We start from the raw sequence: 20,787 nt of genomic DNA, 5'->3' as shown, positions 1-20,787 counted from the left end.
GAGGTCTTTTTTATGGGAGTTATATGGGAGTTATTGGATATCAACTTTATTTTTAATAATGTAATGGCTGGTTAGATACCAAACAAGAGCGAGAGCAGCATCAATGATACTACCAACAATCAGCCGCGTATTGTAATCTGTAAGAATATCTTTACTACCAGTTGCGAGTTGAAGAAAACTACTGATAAACGTCAAGATACCCTCAATAACAAAGTAGCAGACAAAGGCCATCAAAACTCGATGGTTGCGGAAGAGCTGGCCAACAGTGATAGACGCATATATCAAGAGGATATTAGAGATCCAGCTGATGATAGCGCTGACTAAGGAGAGTAGAACGCCACTTCTGATAGTTGCAACGGTGGCATTTGGAGAGGCCGATTTAAAAAATCTATAAAAAGCCGAAGTATCCTGGTGATTAACAAAACTGTAGATTAGTCCTAGGGAAAGAGCAATCACTATACAATTCCCAATGGTTAGGGTTGTAGCAACTAAGAGTTTTGAAGAAATCAGTTGACTTTCCTTAACGGGTAAGGTCAAAGTGAGATAACCTTCTCGGCCAAAGAGATTACTGTAGAAGCGTCTAATGATTAAAATCAAGGTTGCAATTAATTGACCGACAATCAAGCAGGCAAAGGCTAAGATGACCAAGATAAAGATTAGAGCCAGAAAACCGCCGCTTTCAAAAAGATCATAGTGATGGCTGATATAGGAAGCATAGAAGCTCAAAACCAAACTGGCAAGCAAAATTAAGCCATTTAGGGCTAGATACCAGTGACCGATAGCCTTAAATTCATATTTAACTAATTTACCAAACATGGGGACCTCCTAATTCTGAAACATTTCTCTAAAGAGAGCATCGATAGATTTTCCGTGTTCAAAGCGAATATCATCACTATTACCTTCAAGAATAACCTTACCCTCTTTTAGGAAGATCACATCATCCAGTATTTGCTCGACATCAGTAATCAAGTGGGTAGAAATGATCACTGATGCTTCCTCTGAATAATTGTTGATAATGGTACGCAGAATATAGTCGCGTGCTGCAGGATCAACTCCGCCGATAGGTTCATCTAACACATAAAGTTTAGCTTGACGACTCATGACTAAGATGAGTTGAACCTTTTCTTTAGTCCCTTTAGATAAGTTTTTGATCCTTTCTTTAGTATCAATGCTTAAATCTTTGAGTAGAGCTTGAGCTTTATTAACATCAAAGTCTTGGTAGAAGTCTTGAAAAAGGTTCACAGCTTGATTTACGGTCATAGTTTCGTTGAGGTAGCTGGTGTCTGGAAGATAGGAAACGATTTTTTTACTGTTGACAGATGGATGGAAACCATCGACGACTATTTCACCACTGGACTGCTTTAAAAGACCATTGATAAGTTTAATTAAGGTTGTTTTACCGGATCCATTAGGACCGAGTAGACCAACAATTTTTCCGCTAGAAACTGTTAAACTCACGTCATCTAGGGCTGCTTGCTTGCCATAAGATTTTGAAACATGATGGATTTGTAATAATTTCTCCATGCTTACGCTCTCTTTCTAATTTACTGAATTCTGTTTAAGATAATTGTCAATTTCTGCTAAAATTTCTCGGTCAGAAAAACCGATATTTTCCATATTTAACATGAAATTAGCAATTTCATCTTGAGCTAATTCTGCGCGCTTTTCTTCAATTAAACTAGCATCTTCAGTTACAAAGCGTCCCGCAGTTCGCCGTGAGAAGACCATTCCTTCCCGTTCTAACTCGGTAAAAGCTCGTTGCATGGTATTGGGATTGACTCCAGCTTCTTGGGCGTAATCGCGAACGGTCGGCAATTGTTCACCCTGCTTCATTTCCTGGCTAACGATTTTGATTTTAATATTTTTTGCAATTTGCAAATAGATTGGTGATTTTTCATCAAAGGTCCAAGCCATAGTATCTCCCTTCTAAATTTAATAATTGTCATAGATAAATGATACAGTATTTTTATTAAAAATTCAAGCTGAAAGATCCTTTAATAGCCTATAATTGGCTGTTTTTAAGGCTTTAAGTAGGATAAATGATGCGTTTCATAGTATAATAGTAGCAAGTTAAAACAAAAGAAAGGACTACCAATGTTTGCCCCCTTAGATACTAAGACAGTATATAGTTTTATGGATAGTCTGATCGATCTTAAGTCTTATGTGCAAAAGGCTAAAGACTTGGGTTATAGTCATATTGGTATTGCGGACAAGGACAATCTCTATGCAGCCTATCACTTTGCTGTAGAGGCAAAAAAAGAGGGTTTGCAGCCTGTTCTGGGCATCGAGCTAACCTTCCATCAGGATGATGAAATCTTCAGTGTGCTCCTGCTCGCTCTCAATACCCAAGGTTATAAAAATCTTCTCAAACTTTCTACGCTAAAAATGAGTGATGGGCTAATTTTAGAAGATTTATCAAATTATCAGCAGGGGTTGGCTATTCTAGTCCCTTATTTTGCTGGTCTTGAGAACCTGCAACTGCCGTTTGATTACTATATTGGAGTTTCTTTGGATAGTCCTCAGCAGGTTTACTCCAAACCTATTTTACCCTTGCAGACGGTTCGTTATTTTTCTGAAGAAGAGCGAGAAAGTCTGCAGGTCCTTCATGCCATTTCGGACAATCTCCCTTTGAAAGATGTTCAGCCGCCCAAGGCTCACCAGCAGCTTTATCCCCAGATTGAGATGGAGCAGCTTTTTCAAGAACGTTTTCCAGAGTCTTTGGAAAATTTGGAGCGAGTTTTAAATTCGGTTTCTTATCAGTTTGACCATGAACTAAAATTACCTCGCTTTAATCGCGATAAAGAGGCTGTAGTCGAGTTGCGAGAGCGAGCAGAAGCAGGACTCAAAGAAAAAGGGCTCTTTAATACCGCTTACCAAGAGCGTCTGGATAAGGAATTAGGGATTATCCATAAGATGGGTTTTGATGACTACTTTCTGATTGTTTGGGACCTTTTGCGGTTTGGTCGTTCTCGTCACTATTATATGGGTATGGGCCGGGGCTCAGCTGCAGGAAGCTTGGTAGCCTTTGCTCTTGACATTACAGGCATTGATCCTATTAAAAACAATCTGCTCTTTGAACGCTTTTTGAATGAAGAACGTTATTCCATGCCAGATATTGATATCGACCTTCCTGATGTTTATCGGACTGAGTTTCTCCGCTATGTCAGAGATCGCTACGGTAGTCGTCATTCAGCTCAGATTGTAACCTTTTCAACCTTTGGTGCTAAGCAGGCTATTCGAGATGTTTTCAAGCGCTTTGGAGCAGCTGAATATGAACTGACTAACATCACCCGCAAAATTAGTTTTCGCGATGATCTGAGTTCTGCTTACGAAAAGAATATGTCTTTTCGGCAAATTATTAACAGCAAGCTGGAATATCAAAAAGCTTTCACCATTGCAAAGAGGATTGAGGGGCTGCCCCGTCAGACCTCCATTCATGCAGCTGGTATTGTCATGAGTGATGATGACTTGACTGACCATATTCCGCTCAAGGCTGGCGAAGATATGATGATTACCCAGTATGATGCAGGAGCAGTTGAAGCTAACGGCCTTTTGAAAATGGACTTCCTAGGCCTGCGTAATCTAACCTTCGTTCAACGAATGGCCGAAAAATTAGCAGAAGAACAAGGTGTTCAGCTGGATATCAAGAGCATTGATTTGGAAGATCCTGATACCCTAGCCCTCTTTGCTGCTGGCAAGACCAAGGGAATCTTTCAGTTTGAACAAGCTGGGGCCATCAATCTCTTGAAACGAATCAAGCCAGCCAAGTTTGAAGAAATCGTTGCTACGACAAGTCTTAATCGACCTGGAGCTAGTGATTATACCGAGAACTTTATCAATCGTAAATATGGTAAAGAAGCAGTTGACCTGATCGATCCCTTGGTCGCTCCTATTTTAGAAGGGACTTACGGCATTATGCTTTATCAGGAGCAGGTCATGCAGATTGCTCAAGTGTTCGCTGGTTTCACATTGGGAAAGGCTGATCTTTTACGGCGAGCTATGTCCAAGAAAAACCAAGCAGAAATGCAGAAGATGGAAGCAGACTTTCTGCAAGGAGCTAAGGATTTGGGGCGCAATCCGTCCACTGCTAAGGAGCTTTTTGAGCGGATGGCTAAGTTCGCAGGCTATGGTTTTAATCGCAGCCATGCTTTCGCCTATTCGGCTCTAGCCTTCCAATTAGCTTATTTTAAGGCTCATTATCCTTCTATTTTTTATGATGTCATGCTCAACTATTCCAGCGCTGACTACATCACGGATGCTCTGCAAACTGATTTTACAGTTGGTACCCTATCCATTAATACGGTTCCCTATAGAGATAAGATTTCGGATGGCATCATTTACATGGGTTTAAAGAATCTCAAGGGATTTCCTAGAGAACTAGCCTATTGGATTATTGAGCAGCGTCCTTTTAAGTCAATCGAAGATTTTTTGACTCGTCTGCCAGAAAACTATCAGAAGGTAGACTACATCCTCCCTTTAATTCAGATTGGTCTCTTTGACCAATTCGAACCCAACCGCCGTAAAATCGAAGAAAATTTAGAGTCTCTCTTCACCTTTGTTCATGAGCTGGGCAGTCTCTTTGCGGAATCTTCTTACAATTGGGTTCAGGCCGAAGATTATACAGCCAGTCAAAAGTACAATTTAGAAGTCGCTCTTTTAGGCGTTGGTATTAGTCCCCATCCGCTAGTCTCCTTAGCAAAAGATTTGAAGGGAAGTTACAGTCCATTTGAAGAATTGATTGCGAATAGTCAAACCAAAGTTTTAGGACAAATTGAATCGGTGCGCGTGATTCGCACGAAATCCAAAGGAGAGCAGATGGCCTTTGTCAGTCTAACAGACACCAAGCAAAAATTGGACGTGACTGTTTTCCCCGAGGCTTATAGACAATGGAAGGCTTATCTTAAAGAAGGAGAAATCTACTATATAACTGGACGAGTCCAAGAGAGGGACGGCCATTTACAGTTGGTTCTCCAGTCTTTGGAACCGGTGAGCCAAGAGAAGTTTTGGATTCAGCTGGCTGACCATGCCCATGATCAAGAGATAGCCCAGATTTTACAAGCCTACCCAGGTTCTATTCCGGTCGTCCTCCACTATCAGGATACGAACCAAACCATGCAGAGCCAGCAGCTCTTTGTAGCCAAGTCAGAAAAGCTTCAAAAAGAGCTGACAAACTTTGTCATGAAAACGATTTATCATTAAAAAAATTCCGAAAAAAGAGCATTTTAAAAACGAATGTGCTATAATTAAAGGGTTAAAAATAATAAAGGAGTAACAGGTATAATGAAACGTATTGCTGTTTTAACCAGTGGTGGTGACGCCCCTGGCATGAACGCTGCCATTCGTGCTGTCGTTCGTAAAGCAATTGCCGAAGATATGGAAGTTTTCGGAATTAACCGTGGTTATGCTGGTATGGTTGAAGGAGACATCTTCCAATTTGATAGTCAAGCTGTCTCAAATATCATCAACCGTGGTGGTACCTTCCTTCAGTCAGCCCGCTATCCAGAATTTGCCACTCTTGAAGGGCAACTGAAAGGTATTGAACAACTTAAGAAACACGGCATTGAAGGTGTTGTTGTTGTTGGTGGTGATGGTTCTTATCATGGTGCTATGCGTTTAACAGAACACGGCTTCCCAGCAGTCGGTCTTCCAGGTACTATCGATAATGATATTGTCGGTACTGATTACACAATTGGTTTTGACACAGCGGTCACAACAGCGACAGAAGCTTTAGATAAGCTTCGCGATACTGCCTATAGTCATGGGCGAACATTTGTCGTAGAAGTAATGGGGCGTAATGCTGGTGATATTGCCCTTTGGTCTGGTATTGCAGCAGGTGCTGATCAAATTATTGTTCCAGAAGAAGGCTACGATATCAAGGATGTTGTTGCCAAGGTTAAATCTGGCTACGAAAATGGTAAACAACGCCACATTATTGTTCTAGCCGAAGGCGTTATGAGTGCTCAAGAATTTGCTGCTAAGATGAAAGAAGCAGGGGATACTAGTGATCTTCGTGCAACGAGTCTTGGGCATGTCGTTCGCGGTGGTGCTCCAACAGCCCGTGATCGTATCCTTGCTTCTTGGATGGGCGCTCACGCTGTTGAATTGCTTAAAGAGGGTCGCGGCGGACTTGCCGTTGGTATCCACAATGAGGAATTGGTAGAAAGTCCAATCCTGGGAACAGCAGAAGAAGGGGCTTTATTTAGCTTGACTGAAGATGGTAAAATTATCGTCAACAACCCACACAAAGCTCGTCTTGATTTCGCTGATTTAGCCCGTGACTTGACGACCTACTAATCAGCCCAACATTTATTAAATCTAGTTAATCCTGTCCCAAAAGGGATGTAAAATAGAGGGAGTTCATATTTATCATGAATAAACGCGTAAAAATCGTTGCAACACTTGGTCCTGCGGTAGAGATCCGTGGTGGTAAAAAATTTGGTGATGATGGTTATTGGAGTGAAAGCCTTGACCATGAAGCATCAGCAAAAAACATCGCTGGTTTAATCGAAGAAGGTGCTAATGTTTTCCGCTTCAACTTCTCACATGGTGACCACGCAGAACAAGGGGAACGTATGGAAGTTGTCCGTAAGGCAGAAGAAATCGCTGGTCAAAAAGTTGGTTTCTTGTTGGATACAAAAGGGCCTGAAATCCGTACAGAATTGTTTGCAGATGACGCTAAAGAATACTCTTATAAAACTGGTGACAAGCTTCGTGTCGCAACGAAACAAGGGATTCAATCTACAAAAGATGTGATTGCCTTGAATGTTGCCGGCGCACTTGATATCTTTGATGATGTTGAAATTGGTAAGCAAATTCTCGTTGACGATGGTAAACTTGGTCTTCGTGTTGTCGGTAAAGATGCTGCGACTCGTGAGTTTGAAGTTGAAGTTGAAAATGATGGTATCATTGCTAAACAAAAGGGTGTGAATATTCCTTATACCAAGATTCCTTTCCCAGCTTTAGCAGAACGTGATAATGCTGATATTCGCTTTGGCTTGGAACAAGGCCTTAACTTCATCGCTATTTCATTTGTCCGTACGGCTAAAGACGTTAACGAAGTTCGAGCTATCTGTGAAGAAACAGGTAATGGACATGTGAAATTGTTAGCTAAAATCGAAAATCAACAAGGCATTGATAATATCGATGAAATCATTGATGCTGCGGACGGCATCATGATTGCGCGTGGTGATATGGGTATTGAAGTCCCATTTGAAATGGTTCCAGTTTACCAAAAGATGATCATTACTAAAGTTAACGCCGCTGGTAAAATTGCTATCACAGCCACCAACATGCTTGAAACAATGACTGATAAGCCACGTGCAACACGTTCAGAAGTATCTGACGTCTTCAATGCCGTTATCGACGGTACTGATGGTACAATGTTGTCTGGTGAGTCTGCAAATGGTAAGTACCCACGCGAATCAGTTCGTACTATGGCTACCGTTGATAAGAACGCTCAAACGCTTCTCAGTGAATACGGCCGGTTGGATTCTTCTAAATTTGAACGTTCAACCAAGACAGAAGTGGTGGCATCAGCTGTTAAAGATGCTACTAACTCTATGAACATCAAATTGGTCGTAACCATTACAGAGTCTGGAAATACTGCTCGTCTGATTTCTAAGTATCGTCCGGAAGCTGATATTTTGGCTGTTACTTTTGATGAGATTACTCAAAAATCACTTATGCTTAACTGGGGTGTCATCCCAGTCGTAACTGATAAACCTGCATCTACTGATGACATGTTTGAAGTTGCTGAACGTGAAGCAGTGAAATCTGGCTTGGTTGAATCAGGTGATGACATCGTTATCGTTGCTGGTGTTCCTGTTGGTTCAGGTGGTACCAACACTATGCGTGTTCGCACTGTGAAATAAGCTATTGAAAAGCTCTATGAAAGCTATCACAGAAATGTGGTGGCTTTTTTGACTGCTTGTCTCTGGAAGTTTGGACAGTAAGGAAGAGTTTCTGCGGAAAATAAACGGTATTTCAAATTTAGAAATATATTATGAGCTACATGAAAAAGGGTGATTCCTAATGTTGAAATTTCTTCATAAATAACGGCAACATCAGTCAGATCCTAGATCTATGGGGCTACATTACTTTTGTGAGATGGCAGTGAGTCCAAGATATCTTGTATGAGTGTATATCTCATCAGCCTTGGCATGTTACCCCTGTTGATAAATTCGAGATCGAGAATGCTATGCAATTTCTCCACGGTGATGCTAGCAGCTAAGAAAAAGATACCGTTACAAATACCTAATCTAGTCCTCTAAGTCAAGGTGATCCTGTCATGTTTCTGTTGTTTTCTGATAGGGATTTGTTAAGTCACTGGCCTTTTCTAATCAATAAAGAAATGTTATAATGTAGGTCATTGGAAGGAGTTTCTATGGTTAGACGTGATCTTATAAGAAACATTATAATTTTTTTAGTCCTCATATTAGCATTTATCTTGCTGCGTATCTTTTTGTTTTCAACAGTTAGGATAACATCCGATACAGAAAATCATTATCTTAAAAAGGGCGATTTAGTGACAGTCGTTCACAAGCGCATCCCTACATATAAGGATTTTGTCGTCTATAAGGTTGACAGTAAGGAATATATTGGCCGGATTGTTGCCAAATCTAATCAAACAGTGACTTCCATGGATGATGTTCTCTATGTTGATAATAAGGTAAAAAATGAAACCTACCTAAAAAAAGAAAAGGACGCCTTTCTCAAGAAGGCTCAACCAGGTCAATACTTTACGGAAGATTTTACAGCTCAGACGATTGGTAAGAGTGATAAGGTCACTAAGGTTCCAAAAAATTCCTACTTGATTCTAAATGACGAGCGTCAAAATAAAAATGATAGCCGTAAGTTCGGATTCATTTCCAAAAAGCAAATCAAGGGAGTCGTTTCCTTCAGGCTTTGGCCTCTGAGTAAATTCGGTTTTGTAACTGTGGAGTAGCTTTGCTACTCTTTTTTGTCGCAGATAGATCGTTTCGTGCAATCTCCTCTAGCTAGCAAGGAAATGCCATTCTCAAATATTATCTTGCTTGGGAAGAGAAACTGAATCCCGATTAGCAAAAAACTGAGCTAGGGACTGTGGCTTCTTAGGCAGTAAGTTGAGATGTTTAGGGCTAATTGAACTATACCAATTTTTCTCTTGACAAAGTGAAAACATTTAAATATACTGTATTTATCGTGATTGGTTTCAAGAATAGACTAGACCAATTTAAAGCGAAATAGAAAAAGGAGAGGTAGCTTAGCTACCGATTAAAAAGTATGTGTGGAATTGTCGGTGTTGTCGGAAATCCAGAGGCAACTGATATTTTAATTCAAGGTTTGGAAAAATTGGAATACCGTGGCTATGATTCAGCCGGTATTTATGTGACGGATGGTCAATCAAGTCATCTGATTAAGGCTGTCGGGCGGATTGCTGAATTGGCAGCTAAAGTTGGCAATATAAAAGGAACTGCTGGCGTTGGTCATACGCGCTGGGCAACCCATGGACCGGCAAGCGAGGTCAATGCTCACCCTCATCAATCACAAACAGGACGTTTCACCTTGGTGCATAACGGTGTGATTGAAAACTATCTTGATATTAAAAATACCTATCTTGCTGACCATGATTTCAAGGGGCAGACAGATACAGAAATTGCGGTGCATCTGATTGGTAAATTTGTCGAAGAAGATGGCCTCGATGTTTTATCTGCCTTCAAGAAAGCTCTTTCTATTATTGAAGGATCTTATGCCTTCGCCTTCATGGATGCTAATGATAGCGAAACGATCTATGTTGCCAAGAATAAATCACCGCTTTTGATCGGCTTGGGTGATGGCTACAATATGGTTTGTTCCGATGCCATGGCTATGATTCGCGAAACTAACCAGTTCATGGAAATTCATGATAAAGAGCTGGTTGTTGTTAAAGCTGACAGTGTTCAAGTGCAGGACTATGATGGCAATGTGCAAGAACGTTCTAGCTACACAGCAGAGTTAGACTTATCTGATATTGGTAAGGGAACCTATCCTTTCTATATGCTGAAAGAAATTGATGAACAGCCAACCGTTATGCGCAAGCTTATCAATACTTATGCAGATAGTCAAGGTAAAATGACGGTTGATCCTGCCATTGTTAAATCTGTTCAAGAGGCTGATCGTATTTATATCTTGGCAGCCGGAACCTCTTATAACGCTGGTTTTGCTGCCAAATCAATGTTTGAACAGTTGACGGATACGCCAGTTGAGCTTGGCGTTGCTTCTGAATGGGGCTATAATATGCCCCTTTTGAGCAAGAAACCTATGTTCGTTCTTCTCAGCCAATCTGGTGAAACGGCTGACAGCCGTCAGGTCTTGGTTAAGGCCAATGCCATGGGAATTCCAAGTTTGACTGTAACGAATGTTCCAGGTTCTACCTTATCGCGTGAAGCAACTTATACGATGCTCCTTCATGCTGGTCCAGAAATTGCTGTTGCTTCTACTAAGGCCTATACGGCTCAAATTGCAGCTCTTGCCTTCTTGGCTAAGGCTGTCGGTGAAGCCAATGGTAAGCAAGAAGCTCTTGACTTTGATTTAGTTCATGAATTATCCATCGTAGCTCAATCCATCGAATCAACCTTATCTGAAAAAGATGTCATCGCTAAGAAGGTTGAAAAGCTCTTGCCAACCAGCCGCAACGCTTTTTACATCGGTCGCGGTACTGATTATTTCGTGGCTATGGAAGCTTCCCTCAAGCTCAAAGAAATCTCTTATATCCAATGTGAAGGTTTTGCGGCTGGTGAGCTTAAACACGGGACAATTTCTTTGATTGAAGAAGGAGTACCAGTTCTAGCTCTTATCTCTTCCAGTCCTAAAGTAGCTGCCCACACTCGTGGTAATATCCAAGAAGTGGCAGCCCGTGGTGCCAGTGTATTGACTGTTGTCGAAGAAGATCTGGCAACAGATGCTGATGATATTATTGTCAATAAGGTCCACCCTTATTTAGCTCCAATCTCTATGGTTATCCCAACTCAACTGATTGCTTACTTTGCTTCCTTGCAGCGCGGATTGGATGTTGATAAACCGCGTAACTTGGCCAAAGCTGTTACCGTAGAATAGCAAGAGAAGGCGATAAGAAAAGGACTGGGTGGCTAGAAACAGGCCTAAGTGATGATTTCCAGCGACTGCCTAGGCTTTCTGATTATATTGAACAGAGAAGAGAGCATAAAGCTTTTGTTACTGATGCTTAAAGGAAAAAGCTCATGTGACAGCTTCAACGGTTGACTCGTCTATACTTATTTTAAAAATCAAGCTTAAGAAGTTTTTCTTAGGCTTTTTGAATGGCTTGAGTTGATGTCTCCAATAAGCCGAGCAGCTTTGTCAAAGATTTGTCTTTGTGGCAAAGATTTTTTGCCAAAGTTTGAGTGTTTTGGCAAAAAGAAAAGTCTTATAATAAAATCGTAGAAGATTGAAAGGAAACGAATAAGCTGCAGGAGAGAAAACACTCATCTCACTGGAGATTTTAATTTAGTTTCTAGTTTTCAATAATTCCATTTTAAAGGAGGATATCTTCATGTCTAACGGGAATTCATTGAAAGTCAGAATCCAGAAACTGGGGACTGCACTTTCAAATATGGTTATGCCAAATATTGGTGCCTTCATTGCCTGGGGGGTAGCAGCTTCGCTCTTCATTGCAACGGGTTACCTCCCTAATAAGGACCTAGATGCCAATGTTGTCGGTCCTATGCTAAAATACGTCCTGCCACTTCTGATTGGTTATACGGGTGGTTATAATGTTCATAAACAACGCGGTGGCGTTATCGGGGCTATTGCTTCTTTCGGTGCCATTGCCGGTTCAACCGTTACGATGTTCATCGGTGCTATGATTATGGGGCCTTTGTCCGCCTGGGTATTGAAGAAATTTGACGAAAAGGTTCAGCCAAAAATCAAAACTGGTTTTGAAATGCTGGTGAATAACTTCTCACTCGGTTTAATTGGTTTTGCCTTCATGGTTTTATCTTTCTTCATCATTGGCCCAATCGTAGCGCAATTGACCGAATGGGTTGGTATCGGTGTAGAAGCTATTGTCAAGGTTCATCTCCTGCCAATTGCGAACTTGATTATTGAACCAGCTAAGATTCTTTTCCTCAACAATGCTCTTAACCACGGTATCTTCACTCCACTTGGTACAGAACAGGTAGCTAAGGTTGGTAAGTCGGTTCTCTTCTTGCTGGAGGCAAATCCTGGACCAGGTCTCGGTGTGCTGATTGCCTATGCTGTCTTTGGTAAAGGTTCAGCGAAATCCTCTTCTTGGGGAGCTATGATTATCCACTTCTTTGGTGGTATCCATGAAATTTACTTCCCTTACGTTATGATGAAACCAGCTATGTTCTTAGCTGTTATTGCCGGTGGTTTGGCCGGAACTTTCACCTTCCAAACACTGGGAGCTGGATTGACAGCGCCTGCTTCGCCGGGTTCTATTATCGCTATTATGGGGATGGCGCCTAAAGGCTGGGGACCTCACTTGGTCGTTTTAGCCGGTGTCTTTGCGGCAGCTATAGTATCTTTCTTGGTAGCTTCCGTTATCTTGAAATCCGATAAGTCTGATGATGATTCCCTAGAAGCGGCTCAAGCGGCTACCCAAGCGGCTAAGGCAGAATCTAAAGGGGCAACTGCTCAGCCAATGGCTAACTCAGGCGATATTACAGCAGACAATATCCAACAAATTATCTTTGCCTGTGATGCTGGTATGGGAAGCTCAGCTATGGGGGCCTCAATCCTGCGTGATAAGGTTAAGAAATCCGGTTTGGATATTCCGGTAACTAACATGGCCATCTCTAACCTGACCGATAAAGATCATACCTTGATCGTTACTCAGGAAGAGTTAGCAGATCGGGCGGCTGAACGAACTCCTAGCAGTGTTCATGTTACCGTTGATAATTTCTTAGCAACACCTAAATATGATGAGATTGTTGGCCTTCTAGCTGGCGAAGCTACAGCTAATCAAACGGCAGCAGCTCCTCAAACAGAAGCAGAAGGACAGATTGCCGATGATTTAGATTTGAACTACATTGATGAGGTTGTTTTTGCCCATGGTAAGGCAGAAGGCTCAGCCACTATGGGACAAGCTACTCTGGAACTCATCTTTAAAAATCATGGTATTGGTATCCCGGTTTCTAAGGCAAGCAATGAAAATCTTAGCAACTTTAACGCCAAGAATATTTTGGTAGTGACGACAATTGCTAATCAATCGGCTGCTCAGACTCATGCTCCGCATGCGCAATACTTGGTTGTAGACAGTCTAGTAACGACACCGGAATATGATAAGATGGTTGCTCGGATGCATAAATAAGTCAAGATTTTTAAAGGCTGATTAAAAGTAGTACAATGGGCTTATGATATTGACAAAACGTGAAGAAAAACTAGTTAAGGCTTTCCTCGATGCAGGAAAGCTTTCCATAGGTGATATTCAAAAGGTTTTGAATGTGTCTCAAAGGACAGCCTATCGGACTATTTCAGACTTGACTGATAGCCTGAAAGCAGTAGGAATTCAGTTGAAAAAAGAGCAAAAAAAGTTTGCCCTATCAGGAGACCTTTCCAAATTAAGCTCTCTCTACAGTCAAGAAGATTATAGCCGCAGCGAACGCCTTAATCTGATTTGTTTAGCTCTATTGAGGGCCGATAAACCTTTGACCAACGCCTATTTTCAAGAAGAACTTATGGTTAGCAATGTCACTGTTATTCAAGATATCACTGATGTTGAAAATCGTCTCGCTGAATTCGATGTTCAGATGGAACGAAAGCAGGGCTACTTTTTGAGGCTGACGGCAGAGCAGCACCGCTATTTATTGGCTGTGCTCCTGACTCATCTGATCAGATCAGCCGATTTCAAAGCAGGTCAATTTGGTCAGTGGGCTAATAATCTAGAGGAACCGCTCAAAAAGGCTAAACAGGCTTTCCGTGAAGCCCAAGCCTTTATGCCAGAAATGGATCCTAAGTTATTGCAATTTTTCACTATCCTTCTGGCCCTTTCCAAGTATTTTGGACAACCTAAGGCTGTAACGCATGTCAGCAAGCAGTCTTTGGAACTAGCCCAGAAACTTTTTGCCACATATTCGAAATTGACAGCCCAAGCTTATGCTATTAATGATATCGTTTATTGGGCAGATCGATTCGATGAACTTTATATCAAACGTCAAGAAAATCCTCTCTATGTAGAAACGTTTGATAGTCAGTATTTTTATAATGTGACTAATTTGATTGATAAGGTCTCCTCTTTTACCAAGATTAACTTTGTTAAGGATAAGACCCTCTTTCATTTTCTCTTTCATCACTTACGCTTGAGTTTGGCTATCCCTCAGCTCTTTCCTGATCAGTCGGTCTCATCAACAGCACATCTGGTGGCTTATCAAAATGAGTTTCTCCATCGGATCATTCGGCTGGTGGTCAAAGATCTCTTTCCTGCCTATCTGCAAAATGAAGCTGAGTATGAATTGATAACACTCCACTTTGCTTCCAGCATTAGGCGGAGTCCGGATATCTATCCGATTCAGATTTTGCTGCTGACCAACCAGCGTCCCTTGGCTATCGAACTTCTGATTACTAGGATAAAGTCGATTGCGCCTTTTGTTCAGTCGGTTCAAGTCAAGCGCCTTGAGGAATTTGATGCCTCCTATTTGGAAACTTATGATTATGTTCTAGCGACTAGTCCCAATGAGTACGAAGGGGTTGATGTTATTTCGACCTATCCGAATACGGCAGAGATTTTGCGCCTGCAAGATCGTTTGCAGGCGGTTCAATTAGACCGCAATCAGCAAAGAGAACGCAATATTGAGCTGGTTGGCAAAACCGATTTACAGCTTTATTTAGAGGCAAATCGGGAGCTCTTGGATCGTTTTCAGTTAAGAACATTAGACAATGCGTCTTCTTTCGAAGAGACAGTAGCTGAAATTGTCCAAGATTTGCCTTTCATTTCAGATCGGGACTATTTGACAGAAAAACTGCTTAAGCGTTTTTCCCTAAGTCCCTTTGCCATTCCTGAAACCGGCTTGGCCTTGTTGCATACGCAGTCTCACGCAGTAGAAAAAAGTCAGTTCATGGTTTATCAATTAAAGCAGGGCGTTGAAGCTTTGTCAATGAACCATGAGAAGGAAGAAGTCAGTCGGATTTTGGTTATGCTGACGAAGGACAATAGTCAAGATGAAGTCAAAAAACTGATGTCGGCTATCGGCCAGTCCATTATTGAAAACCATCTCTATACTGAAATTTATAAAACTGGTAATCAGGAGATTATCTACCAATTATTAAATAAGATTTTTACAGAAACAATCAAAGATTTGGAGACTTAACTATGGAATTTGAAAAAACACTGATTAAACTTAATCAGCAATTTGCCACTAAGGAAGAAGCTATCCGTTACTGCGGTCAACTTTTGGCAGACAGCGGCTATGTTAATCCTGAATATATCGAGGCTATGGTGCAGCGTGACCAAGAGCTATCGGTCTATATGGGGAATTTCATTGCCATTCCGCACGGAACAGACGAGGCCAAAAAGGAAGTGCTCAAGTCTGGCATCACAGTCGTTCAAGTACCCAAGGGGGTTAATTTTGGAACAGAGGAGGAACCACAAATCGCAACAGTCCTCTTTGGAATCGCTGGTATCGGTGATGAACACTTGGAGATGATTCAAAAGATTTCCATCTTCTGTGCGGATGTTGACAATGTCGTTAAATTAGCCGATGCTCAGTCTGAGGATGAAGTTATTCGCTTATTAAACAGTGTTGCCTAGATAGAAGGAAAAGAGGTTTATGATGAAAAAAGCAGTACACTTTGGTGCCGGAAATATCGGCCGAGGCTTTATTGGTGAGATTTTATTTGAAAATCATTTTGATATTACCTTTGTTGATGTTAACGAAGCCATTATCAATGCGCTTAATGAGCGCCACAGTTATGAGATTGAAATTGCTGAGGACGGTCAGCGTCATATCGCTGTGTCAGGTGTTAGCGGTATCAATAATGCTCAAGATCCAGAGGCTGTCGTGGCAGCTATCACACAAGCAGATATTATCACTACGGCCATTGGTCCTAATATCCTACCGCTTATCGCTGAATTGGTAGCAAAGGGGATCGAAGCCCGCCAAGCCGCTGGCAGTCAGCAGGCCATTGATGTTTTAGCCTGCGAAAATATGATTGGCGGGTCAGAATTCCTCTGGTCCGAAGTGCAGAAGCACTTATCTGAAGCTGGTCTGGCCTATGCTAAGGAATATGTCGGCTTCCCTAATGCGGCTGTCGATCGCATTGTTCCGGCGCAAAGCCATGAAGATCCTCTTTTTGTGGTGGTTGAACCCTTCAAAGAGTGGGTTGTTGAAACTGGCCGCATGAAAAATAAGGCATTGAAACTGGACGGTGTTCATTATGAAGAAGAATTGACGCCTTTCATTGAGCGCAAGCTCTTCTCAGTCAACTCTGGTCATGCGACATCTGCCTATACAGGTGCCTTCTATGGCGCCCAAACGATCCTTGAAGCACTTAAAAACGAAACGGTTAAAGCTAATGTCGAAGCAGTTCTAGCAGAGATCCGCAGTCTCTTGATAGCTAAATGGGGCTTTGATGAAGCAGCCTTGGTTGATTATCATAAGGTCATCATCTCTCGCTTTGAAAATCCTTATATTGTCGACGATGTGACCCGTGTTGCCCGCACGCCAATCCGCAAATTGGGCTTTGATGAGCGCTTTATCCGCCCGATTCGTGAATTAAAAGAGCGCGGACTTTCCTATGACAATCTTTTAAAAACCGTCGCCTTTGTCTTCAAATACAATGATCCTGAAGACCCGCAATCTGTTGAATTGCAAGACCTCTTGGCTAGCAAGTCGCTACCAGAGGTTATCGCCCAAGTCACAGACCTTAAAGACCAGGATCTCATTAAAGAGATTGAAAATGCAGTCACTTCAATCTAGAAATAGACAGCAGTCATGTTAAAAGCAAGCTAAATTGATAGCTTGCTTTTTTTATAGCTCTGAAAAGTAATTTTTAAACGTATTATTAAATTTTCTGAAATTAGTGTATAATTAAAGAGGAGGTATATAGTAACTATTAATATCAATATTTATTTATTACAATTAGTCAAGTGTAGCACAAACTTAGCAGTAGGAGTAATGTAATGTCAACAACAATTGAAGTCAATAAGCAGACAGTTAAACAACTTTTAGAAACAGGAAAAAATAAAATATTTGTTATTCCTGAGTATCAGAGGCCATATGCTTGGACAGCTGATCAAATTCAGACTTTATTTGATGACCTTGTGGAATATACAGAGACTACTGCAGGCAATAATAGTAGTGAAGAAAGTACTTACTTTTTGGGGACGATTGTTTCGTATGAAAATGATGATAATGAGCAGGAAATTATTGATGGTCAGCAACGCATTACTTCACTATTCTTACTATTAAGAGCTATATACTCTAAGTTGGTTTCAATGAGTGAAACACCACAGTCAAAAAATTTCATCACACAAATTGAATCAGCCTTGTGGCAGCAAGATGAGCTAACCGCAGAAGTTGATTTTGAGAAGATATTAATTATTTCTAGGGTGATGGGAGAAGAAGGTAATGAAATCTTTTCTAATATTTTAGTTACTGGTACAGTGAAAAAAGGAGCAAAAGATAATTATTCTCTTAACTACAGTTTATTGACAAAATTAATTGAAGAGTATGCTAGCAAAGAGCCAGAGTTGTTTTATTGGTTAATTCGGAATATATTAAATAGGGCAATTTTACTTCCTATTACTGCTGATACACAAGATACTGCCCTAACCATATTTTCAACTCTGAATGACCGGGGATTAGCATTATCTGACGCTGATATTTTTAAAGCTAAGATATATAATCACCTAGATGAAACGGACAAACAATCTTTCATTGAACATTGGAAACAGCTTGATGAAAATGCAATAAACGCAAATGAAAGTATACAAAAGCTATTCTATTATTATATGTTCTATTTAAGAGCAAAAGAGAATGATAAAAATACAACAACGCCTGGTATAAGGAAATATTATTCTCAAAATCAGTATAAAAGACTCTATGCTAAGAACTTGTTAACTGAGTTAAGTGCATTGTTAAATTTATGGATTGTTGTTAACAATAATACAATAATTGATGATGAAGCTTGGTCAGAAAATAACGAGATTCTAAAAGTCTTAGACGCCTTGTCCTCATACCCGAATGAATTCTGGAAATATCCTGTTGTTATTTACTATTTAAGATATAAGGATTCTGTGGAATTTGAAAGTAACTTTCTAACTTTCCTCAGACGTTTGTTCGCAGTTCTATCTGCTCGGTATATAGTAACTCCAACTATTAATGCTGTAAAGCGCAGCATATTGAATTTAAATGCAGAAGTTTACCGCTCTGAAAATCCAAAATTTGATTTTAAACCTGTTGATGAAGAGGAATTAAAAGAAAAGATAAAATATTCTCATAGAAACACAGTTCGAATGATTTTGAAAGTTCTTGCCTATCAAAAACAAGAAGGTTTACTTCCTCCTAAGTGGGAAATTGAGCATATCTTGCCTCAAAAATGGCAAAGTAGTTACTTTCCAGATAGTACAGAACAAGAAGTAAAACTTCTTACCGAACATATTGGCAATAAACTTCCTTTTGAGAAGAGACTGAATATTATTGCGGGTAATGGTTATTTCCAAAAAAAGCAAGATAGTTATAATAAATCAAAAATTGCAATTGTTCAAGAGTTATCTCAAGAAAAATCTAAATGGGGACTAGATGATATTAGAGAAAGAGATATAAGGATTTCGGATAACTTGCTGGATTTGCTTAAATCGTGGGGGTTAAACAAGATTGATTCGGAAAATAATAACAATAATGAATCAAAATATGAAATTCCTGCTGATAGAATAAAAGACTATAATCAATTTTTGAAGATGTTCAATAAGGAAGACTCAGATAATAATAGGAAACAATTTTTACAAATATAGATAATAATTCTTATAGACTATTTGCTCCCCGATCCTACAGTAGAATAGTACTATTAATGCAAATGGAAGAATAGGAGTGAATAAAGATTGTAATAATAGCGAAGTTTAGATGTTAGAGTAAAATAAATAGTTTAGTAGACTGCTTTACTCCCAAAACAAAATCTTAGGTCACTTTGAAAAATTCTCTTTGTAGTCATTTATCTTGTAAGCGGTAAGAATTTGTAGAATAGTAATAATTAAACCTTGATGAGATTAGAGGATAGAGTAACATCTGTTCTCTTTTTTGTTACCTTTAGTTTTAATTTTGTGGGACTGTTATACTCGAAGAAGCTCCATCATTTCTGACAATGAGAGTTGGCTACTAGTAGTCATTCCGCAGTTTGCGTTGGTTGCCAAGCAGTATTTGCTGGCTATCTATTGACCGAGAGAACGGTACAAACCACCTATTTGATGGGGAAGCTGGATTAGTTTAGGACTTAATAGAATTGTAATTTAGCTCAGTTTAAAAAATGCTATAATCAAATGTGATTTCTGACTGATTGAAAAGGACATAGGGTAGTGGCCAAAGCTCAGGATGCTGATAGGATTTTCAACACTAGTGAAACAAATTATTTAAGTTCGTCTGAAAAATCCGTGACAAACTAGGCGTGACCCTGAGCTAGATATGAGTTGCTGCTGGATTTGCCTTCTGATTTCTTGGTGATTTTGTATATAGGGGTTCTTCTATTGAAGGGGTTCTCTACTTTGCAAAAAATTTACAGCTGGAAATGGGAAAGATCCTCACACGGCACTTATTAAAAATTGGGCAACTTTAAACTAGAGCACCAGCTTAATGGTTGACTACCTCTGGAATGATAGCGATGGCTATTACGAGCAGGATCTGTGATTTTAGCAAGTACGAAAATGGGCAACATTATCTCAGGAGTAAAGAGAAAGTCCTTAAGTAAAGATAGAAAAATCTTGTCGCAGTCTGATAACAAAGGTCAGCAATAGATATCCACTAAAGAGAGGGGAAGCGAGTATGGAAGAAGATAATGAATTTGAATCAGCTTTTTCGACAGGCAAGGAAAATAATTCTCCTATCTTTTCAGGCCGAGATCCAAAGCCAGTGCCTGAAAAGAAAGACGCCAAAAGCTTTAAAAAAGGGCTCATACTAGCCTTTGGTGGAGTTATCGGGGTCACATTTTTAATCGTGTTAGTTGTTTTTATAGTGAATAGATAATTTTGGTCTGACTGCAAAATTTAAGCATGGCCTTGCTAAAGGAGCAAGGACCTGTACTTAGACTTATCAGGAATTTCAGAGTTTGAAAATGAGTAGTTCTTATGGACAGAGGACTTCAATAAAAGGAACGGATATGATAAGATTGCCAGTCAATACGGAAAAAGAGAGGATCACTTTCCCACAATAGTCTAAGTTTGAGTTATTGCCCTAATCCAGACAATTTGGATCTGAGCGTTGATAAGAAAGATAAAAACTGCTACCACACTTGCAAATCATTAAGTAACTGGGAAATAAGGATTTTTGCCCCAAGAGGAAGCTAGGGATTTTTTGAGAAAACTAAGTCTGATAACCTTGAAGTTGGGATAGTAAAAACGGTTAAGGAGAAGAGAGTTATCACTCTGTCATTACGAAATTGGAATACCCACACGAAAATAACTTTCTCCGGCCTGATGGTCTTGGACTAGAGTTTACGATAACCTATATAAATAGCTATGCAGTAAAGACTATTATCAAGTAACTATGAACTCTGCACAAAACAGACAGTATACGTTAAATAAAAAGAACTCTTCTAAAGAATAGTAGAAGCTCCTTACCTGAGGATTTCTGGCAGTTTCCCTTA

Annotated in this window: 14 protein-coding genes; 11 read left to right on the top strand and 3 right to left on the bottom strand. The window is 40.2% G+C overall.

Features of this window, described 5'->3' with window-relative positions; all coding sequences use genetic code 11:
- Positions 1–30: 30 nt before the first annotated feature.
- The 3 genes from ACFSN5_RS06490 to ACFSN5_RS06480 are packed head-to-tail and all read right to left on the bottom strand — an operon-like array spanning position 31 to position 1,914.
- Entirely contained in the window at positions 31–816 is a 786-nt protein-coding gene (locus tag ACFSN5_RS06490; RefSeq protein ID WP_165329092.1) for a hypothetical protein, read from the bottom strand.
- 9 nt (positions 817–825) lie between these two features.
- Positions 826–1,524, bottom strand: coding sequence for an ABC transporter ATP-binding protein (locus tag ACFSN5_RS06485; protein WP_165210420.1), 699 nt, complete (start codon positions 1,522–1,524; stop codon positions 826–828).
- Between the two features lie 15 nt (positions 1,525–1,539).
- Entirely contained in the window at positions 1,540–1,914 is a 375-nt protein-coding gene (locus ACFSN5_RS06480; RefSeq protein ID WP_165210423.1) for a GntR family transcriptional regulator, read from the bottom strand.
- A gap of 180 nt (positions 1,915–2,094) precedes the next feature.
- Between ACFSN5_RS06480 and ACFSN5_RS06475 the strand changes: the two genes are divergently transcribed.
- From ACFSN5_RS06475 to ACFSN5_RS06425, 11 genes are all read left to right on the top strand, one after another.
- The gene (locus ACFSN5_RS06475; RefSeq protein WP_165329091.1) at positions 2,095–5,199 is read left to right on the top strand and encodes a DNA polymerase III subunit alpha; all 3,105 of its coding nucleotides are present in this window, start codon (positions 2,095–2,097) and stop codon (positions 5,197–5,199) included.
- Between the two features lie 81 nt (positions 5,200–5,280).
- Positions 5,281–6,294 (top strand): 6-phosphofructokinase, encoded by a 1,014-nt coding sequence (pfkA, locus tag ACFSN5_RS06470; protein ID WP_165329090.1) that lies wholly within the window; start codon positions 5,281–5,283, stop codon positions 6,292–6,294.
- A 74-nt stretch (positions 6,295–6,368) separates the two neighbouring features.
- Positions 6,369–7,871, top strand: a complete 1,503-nt coding sequence (gene pyk, locus ACFSN5_RS06465; protein ID WP_165210432.1) for a pyruvate kinase — start codon at positions 6,369–6,371, stop codon at positions 7,869–7,871.
- 512 nt (positions 7,872–8,383) lie between these two features.
- The gene (gene lepB, locus ACFSN5_RS06460; RefSeq protein ID WP_165210435.1) at positions 8,384–8,944 is read left to right on the top strand and encodes a signal peptidase I; all 561 of its coding nucleotides are present in this window, start codon (positions 8,384–8,386) and stop codon (positions 8,942–8,944) included.
- A 317-nt stretch (positions 8,945–9,261) separates the two neighbouring features.
- Positions 9,262–11,073 (top strand): glutamine--fructose-6-phosphate transaminase (isomerizing), encoded by a 1,812-nt coding sequence (gene glmS, locus ACFSN5_RS06455; protein ID WP_165210438.1) that lies wholly within the window; start codon positions 9,262–9,264, stop codon positions 11,071–11,073.
- Between the two features lie 454 nt (positions 11,074–11,527).
- Positions 11,528–13,306, top strand: coding sequence for a PTS mannitol-specific transporter subunit IIBC (locus tag ACFSN5_RS06450; RefSeq protein WP_165210441.1), 1,779 nt, complete (start codon positions 11,528–11,530; stop codon positions 13,304–13,306).
- A gap of 43 nt (positions 13,307–13,349) precedes the next feature.
- The gene (locus ACFSN5_RS06445; protein WP_165210444.1) at positions 13,350–15,302 is read left to right on the top strand and encodes a BglG family transcription antiterminator; all 1,953 of its coding nucleotides are present in this window, start codon (positions 13,350–13,352) and stop codon (positions 15,300–15,302) included.
- A gap of 2 nt (positions 15,303–15,304) precedes the next feature.
- A complete protein-coding gene (locus ACFSN5_RS06440; protein ID WP_165210447.1) occupies positions 15,305–15,742 on the top strand; it encodes a PTS sugar transporter subunit IIA in 438 nt (145 codons plus the stop codon).
- A 22-nt stretch (positions 15,743–15,764) separates the two neighbouring features.
- Positions 15,765–16,910, top strand: coding sequence for a mannitol-1-phosphate 5-dehydrogenase (locus ACFSN5_RS06435; protein WP_165210564.1), 1,146 nt, complete (start codon positions 15,765–15,767; stop codon positions 16,908–16,910).
- A gap of 203 nt (positions 16,911–17,113) precedes the next feature.
- Positions 17,114–18,946, top strand: coding sequence for a DUF262 domain-containing protein (locus ACFSN5_RS06430; RefSeq protein WP_165210450.1), 1,833 nt, complete (start codon positions 17,114–17,116; stop codon positions 18,944–18,946).
- 1,021 nt (positions 18,947–19,967) lie between these two features.
- Positions 19,968–20,168 (top strand): hypothetical protein, encoded by a 201-nt coding sequence (locus tag ACFSN5_RS06425; protein WP_165210453.1) that lies wholly within the window; start codon positions 19,968–19,970, stop codon positions 20,166–20,168.
- Positions 20,169–20,787: the final 619 nt, after the last annotated feature.

The sequence above is a fragment of the Streptococcus tangpeifui genome, assembly GCF_044503215.1.
Classification (GTDB): Bacteria; Bacillota; Bacilli; order Lactobacillales; family Streptococcaceae; genus Streptococcus; species Streptococcus tangpeifui.
This window is presented reverse-complemented; position numbering and strand designations above follow the sequence as displayed.

What these genes read in the sequence shown, in the direction of transcription:
- ACFSN5_RS06450 (WP_165210441.1), top strand. Translation starts at nt 11,528, where the DNA reads ATGTCTAACGGGAATTCATTGAAAGTCAGAATCCAGAAACTGGGGACT.
- glmS (WP_165210438.1), top strand. Translation starts at nt 9,262, where the DNA reads ATGTGTGGAATTGTCGGTGTTGTCGGAAATCCAGAGGCAACTGATATT.
- ACFSN5_RS06440 (WP_165210447.1), top strand. Translation starts at nt 15,305, where the DNA reads ATGGAATTTGAAAAAACACTGATTAAACTTAATCAGCAATTTGCCACT.
- ACFSN5_RS06480 (WP_165210423.1), bottom strand. Translation starts at nt 1,914, where the DNA reads ATGGCTTGGACCTTTGATGAAAAATCACCAATCTATTTGCAAATTGCA.
- ACFSN5_RS06445 (WP_165210444.1), top strand. Translation starts at nt 13,350, where the DNA reads ATGATATTGACAAAACGTGAAGAAAAACTAGTTAAGGCTTTCCTCGAT.
- ACFSN5_RS06425 (WP_165210453.1), top strand. Translation starts at nt 19,968, where the DNA reads ATGGAAGAAGATAATGAATTTGAATCAGCTTTTTCGACAGGCAAGGAA.
- ACFSN5_RS06485 (WP_165210420.1), bottom strand. Translation starts at nt 1,524, where the DNA reads ATGGAGAAATTATTACAAATCCATCATGTTTCAAAATCTTATGGCAAG.
- lepB (WP_165210435.1), top strand. Translation starts at nt 8,384, where the DNA reads ATGGTTAGACGTGATCTTATAAGAAACATTATAATTTTTTTAGTCCTC.
- pfkA (WP_165329090.1), top strand. Translation starts at nt 5,281, where the DNA reads ATGAAACGTATTGCTGTTTTAACCAGTGGTGGTGACGCCCCTGGCATG.
- ACFSN5_RS06430 (WP_165210450.1), top strand. Translation starts at nt 17,114, where the DNA reads ATGTCAACAACAATTGAAGTCAATAAGCAGACAGTTAAACAACTTTTA.
- ACFSN5_RS06435 (WP_165210564.1), top strand. Translation starts at nt 15,765, where the DNA reads ATGAAAAAAGCAGTACACTTTGGTGCCGGAAATATCGGCCGAGGCTTT.
- ACFSN5_RS06475 (WP_165329091.1), top strand. Translation starts at nt 2,095, where the DNA reads ATGTTTGCCCCCTTAGATACTAAGACAGTATATAGTTTTATGGATAGT.
- ACFSN5_RS06490 (WP_165329092.1), bottom strand. Translation starts at nt 816, where the DNA reads ATGTTTGGTAAATTAGTTAAATATGAATTTAAGGCTATCGGTCACTGG.
- pyk (WP_165210432.1), top strand. Translation starts at nt 6,369, where the DNA reads ATGAATAAACGCGTAAAAATCGTTGCAACACTTGGTCCTGCGGTAGAG.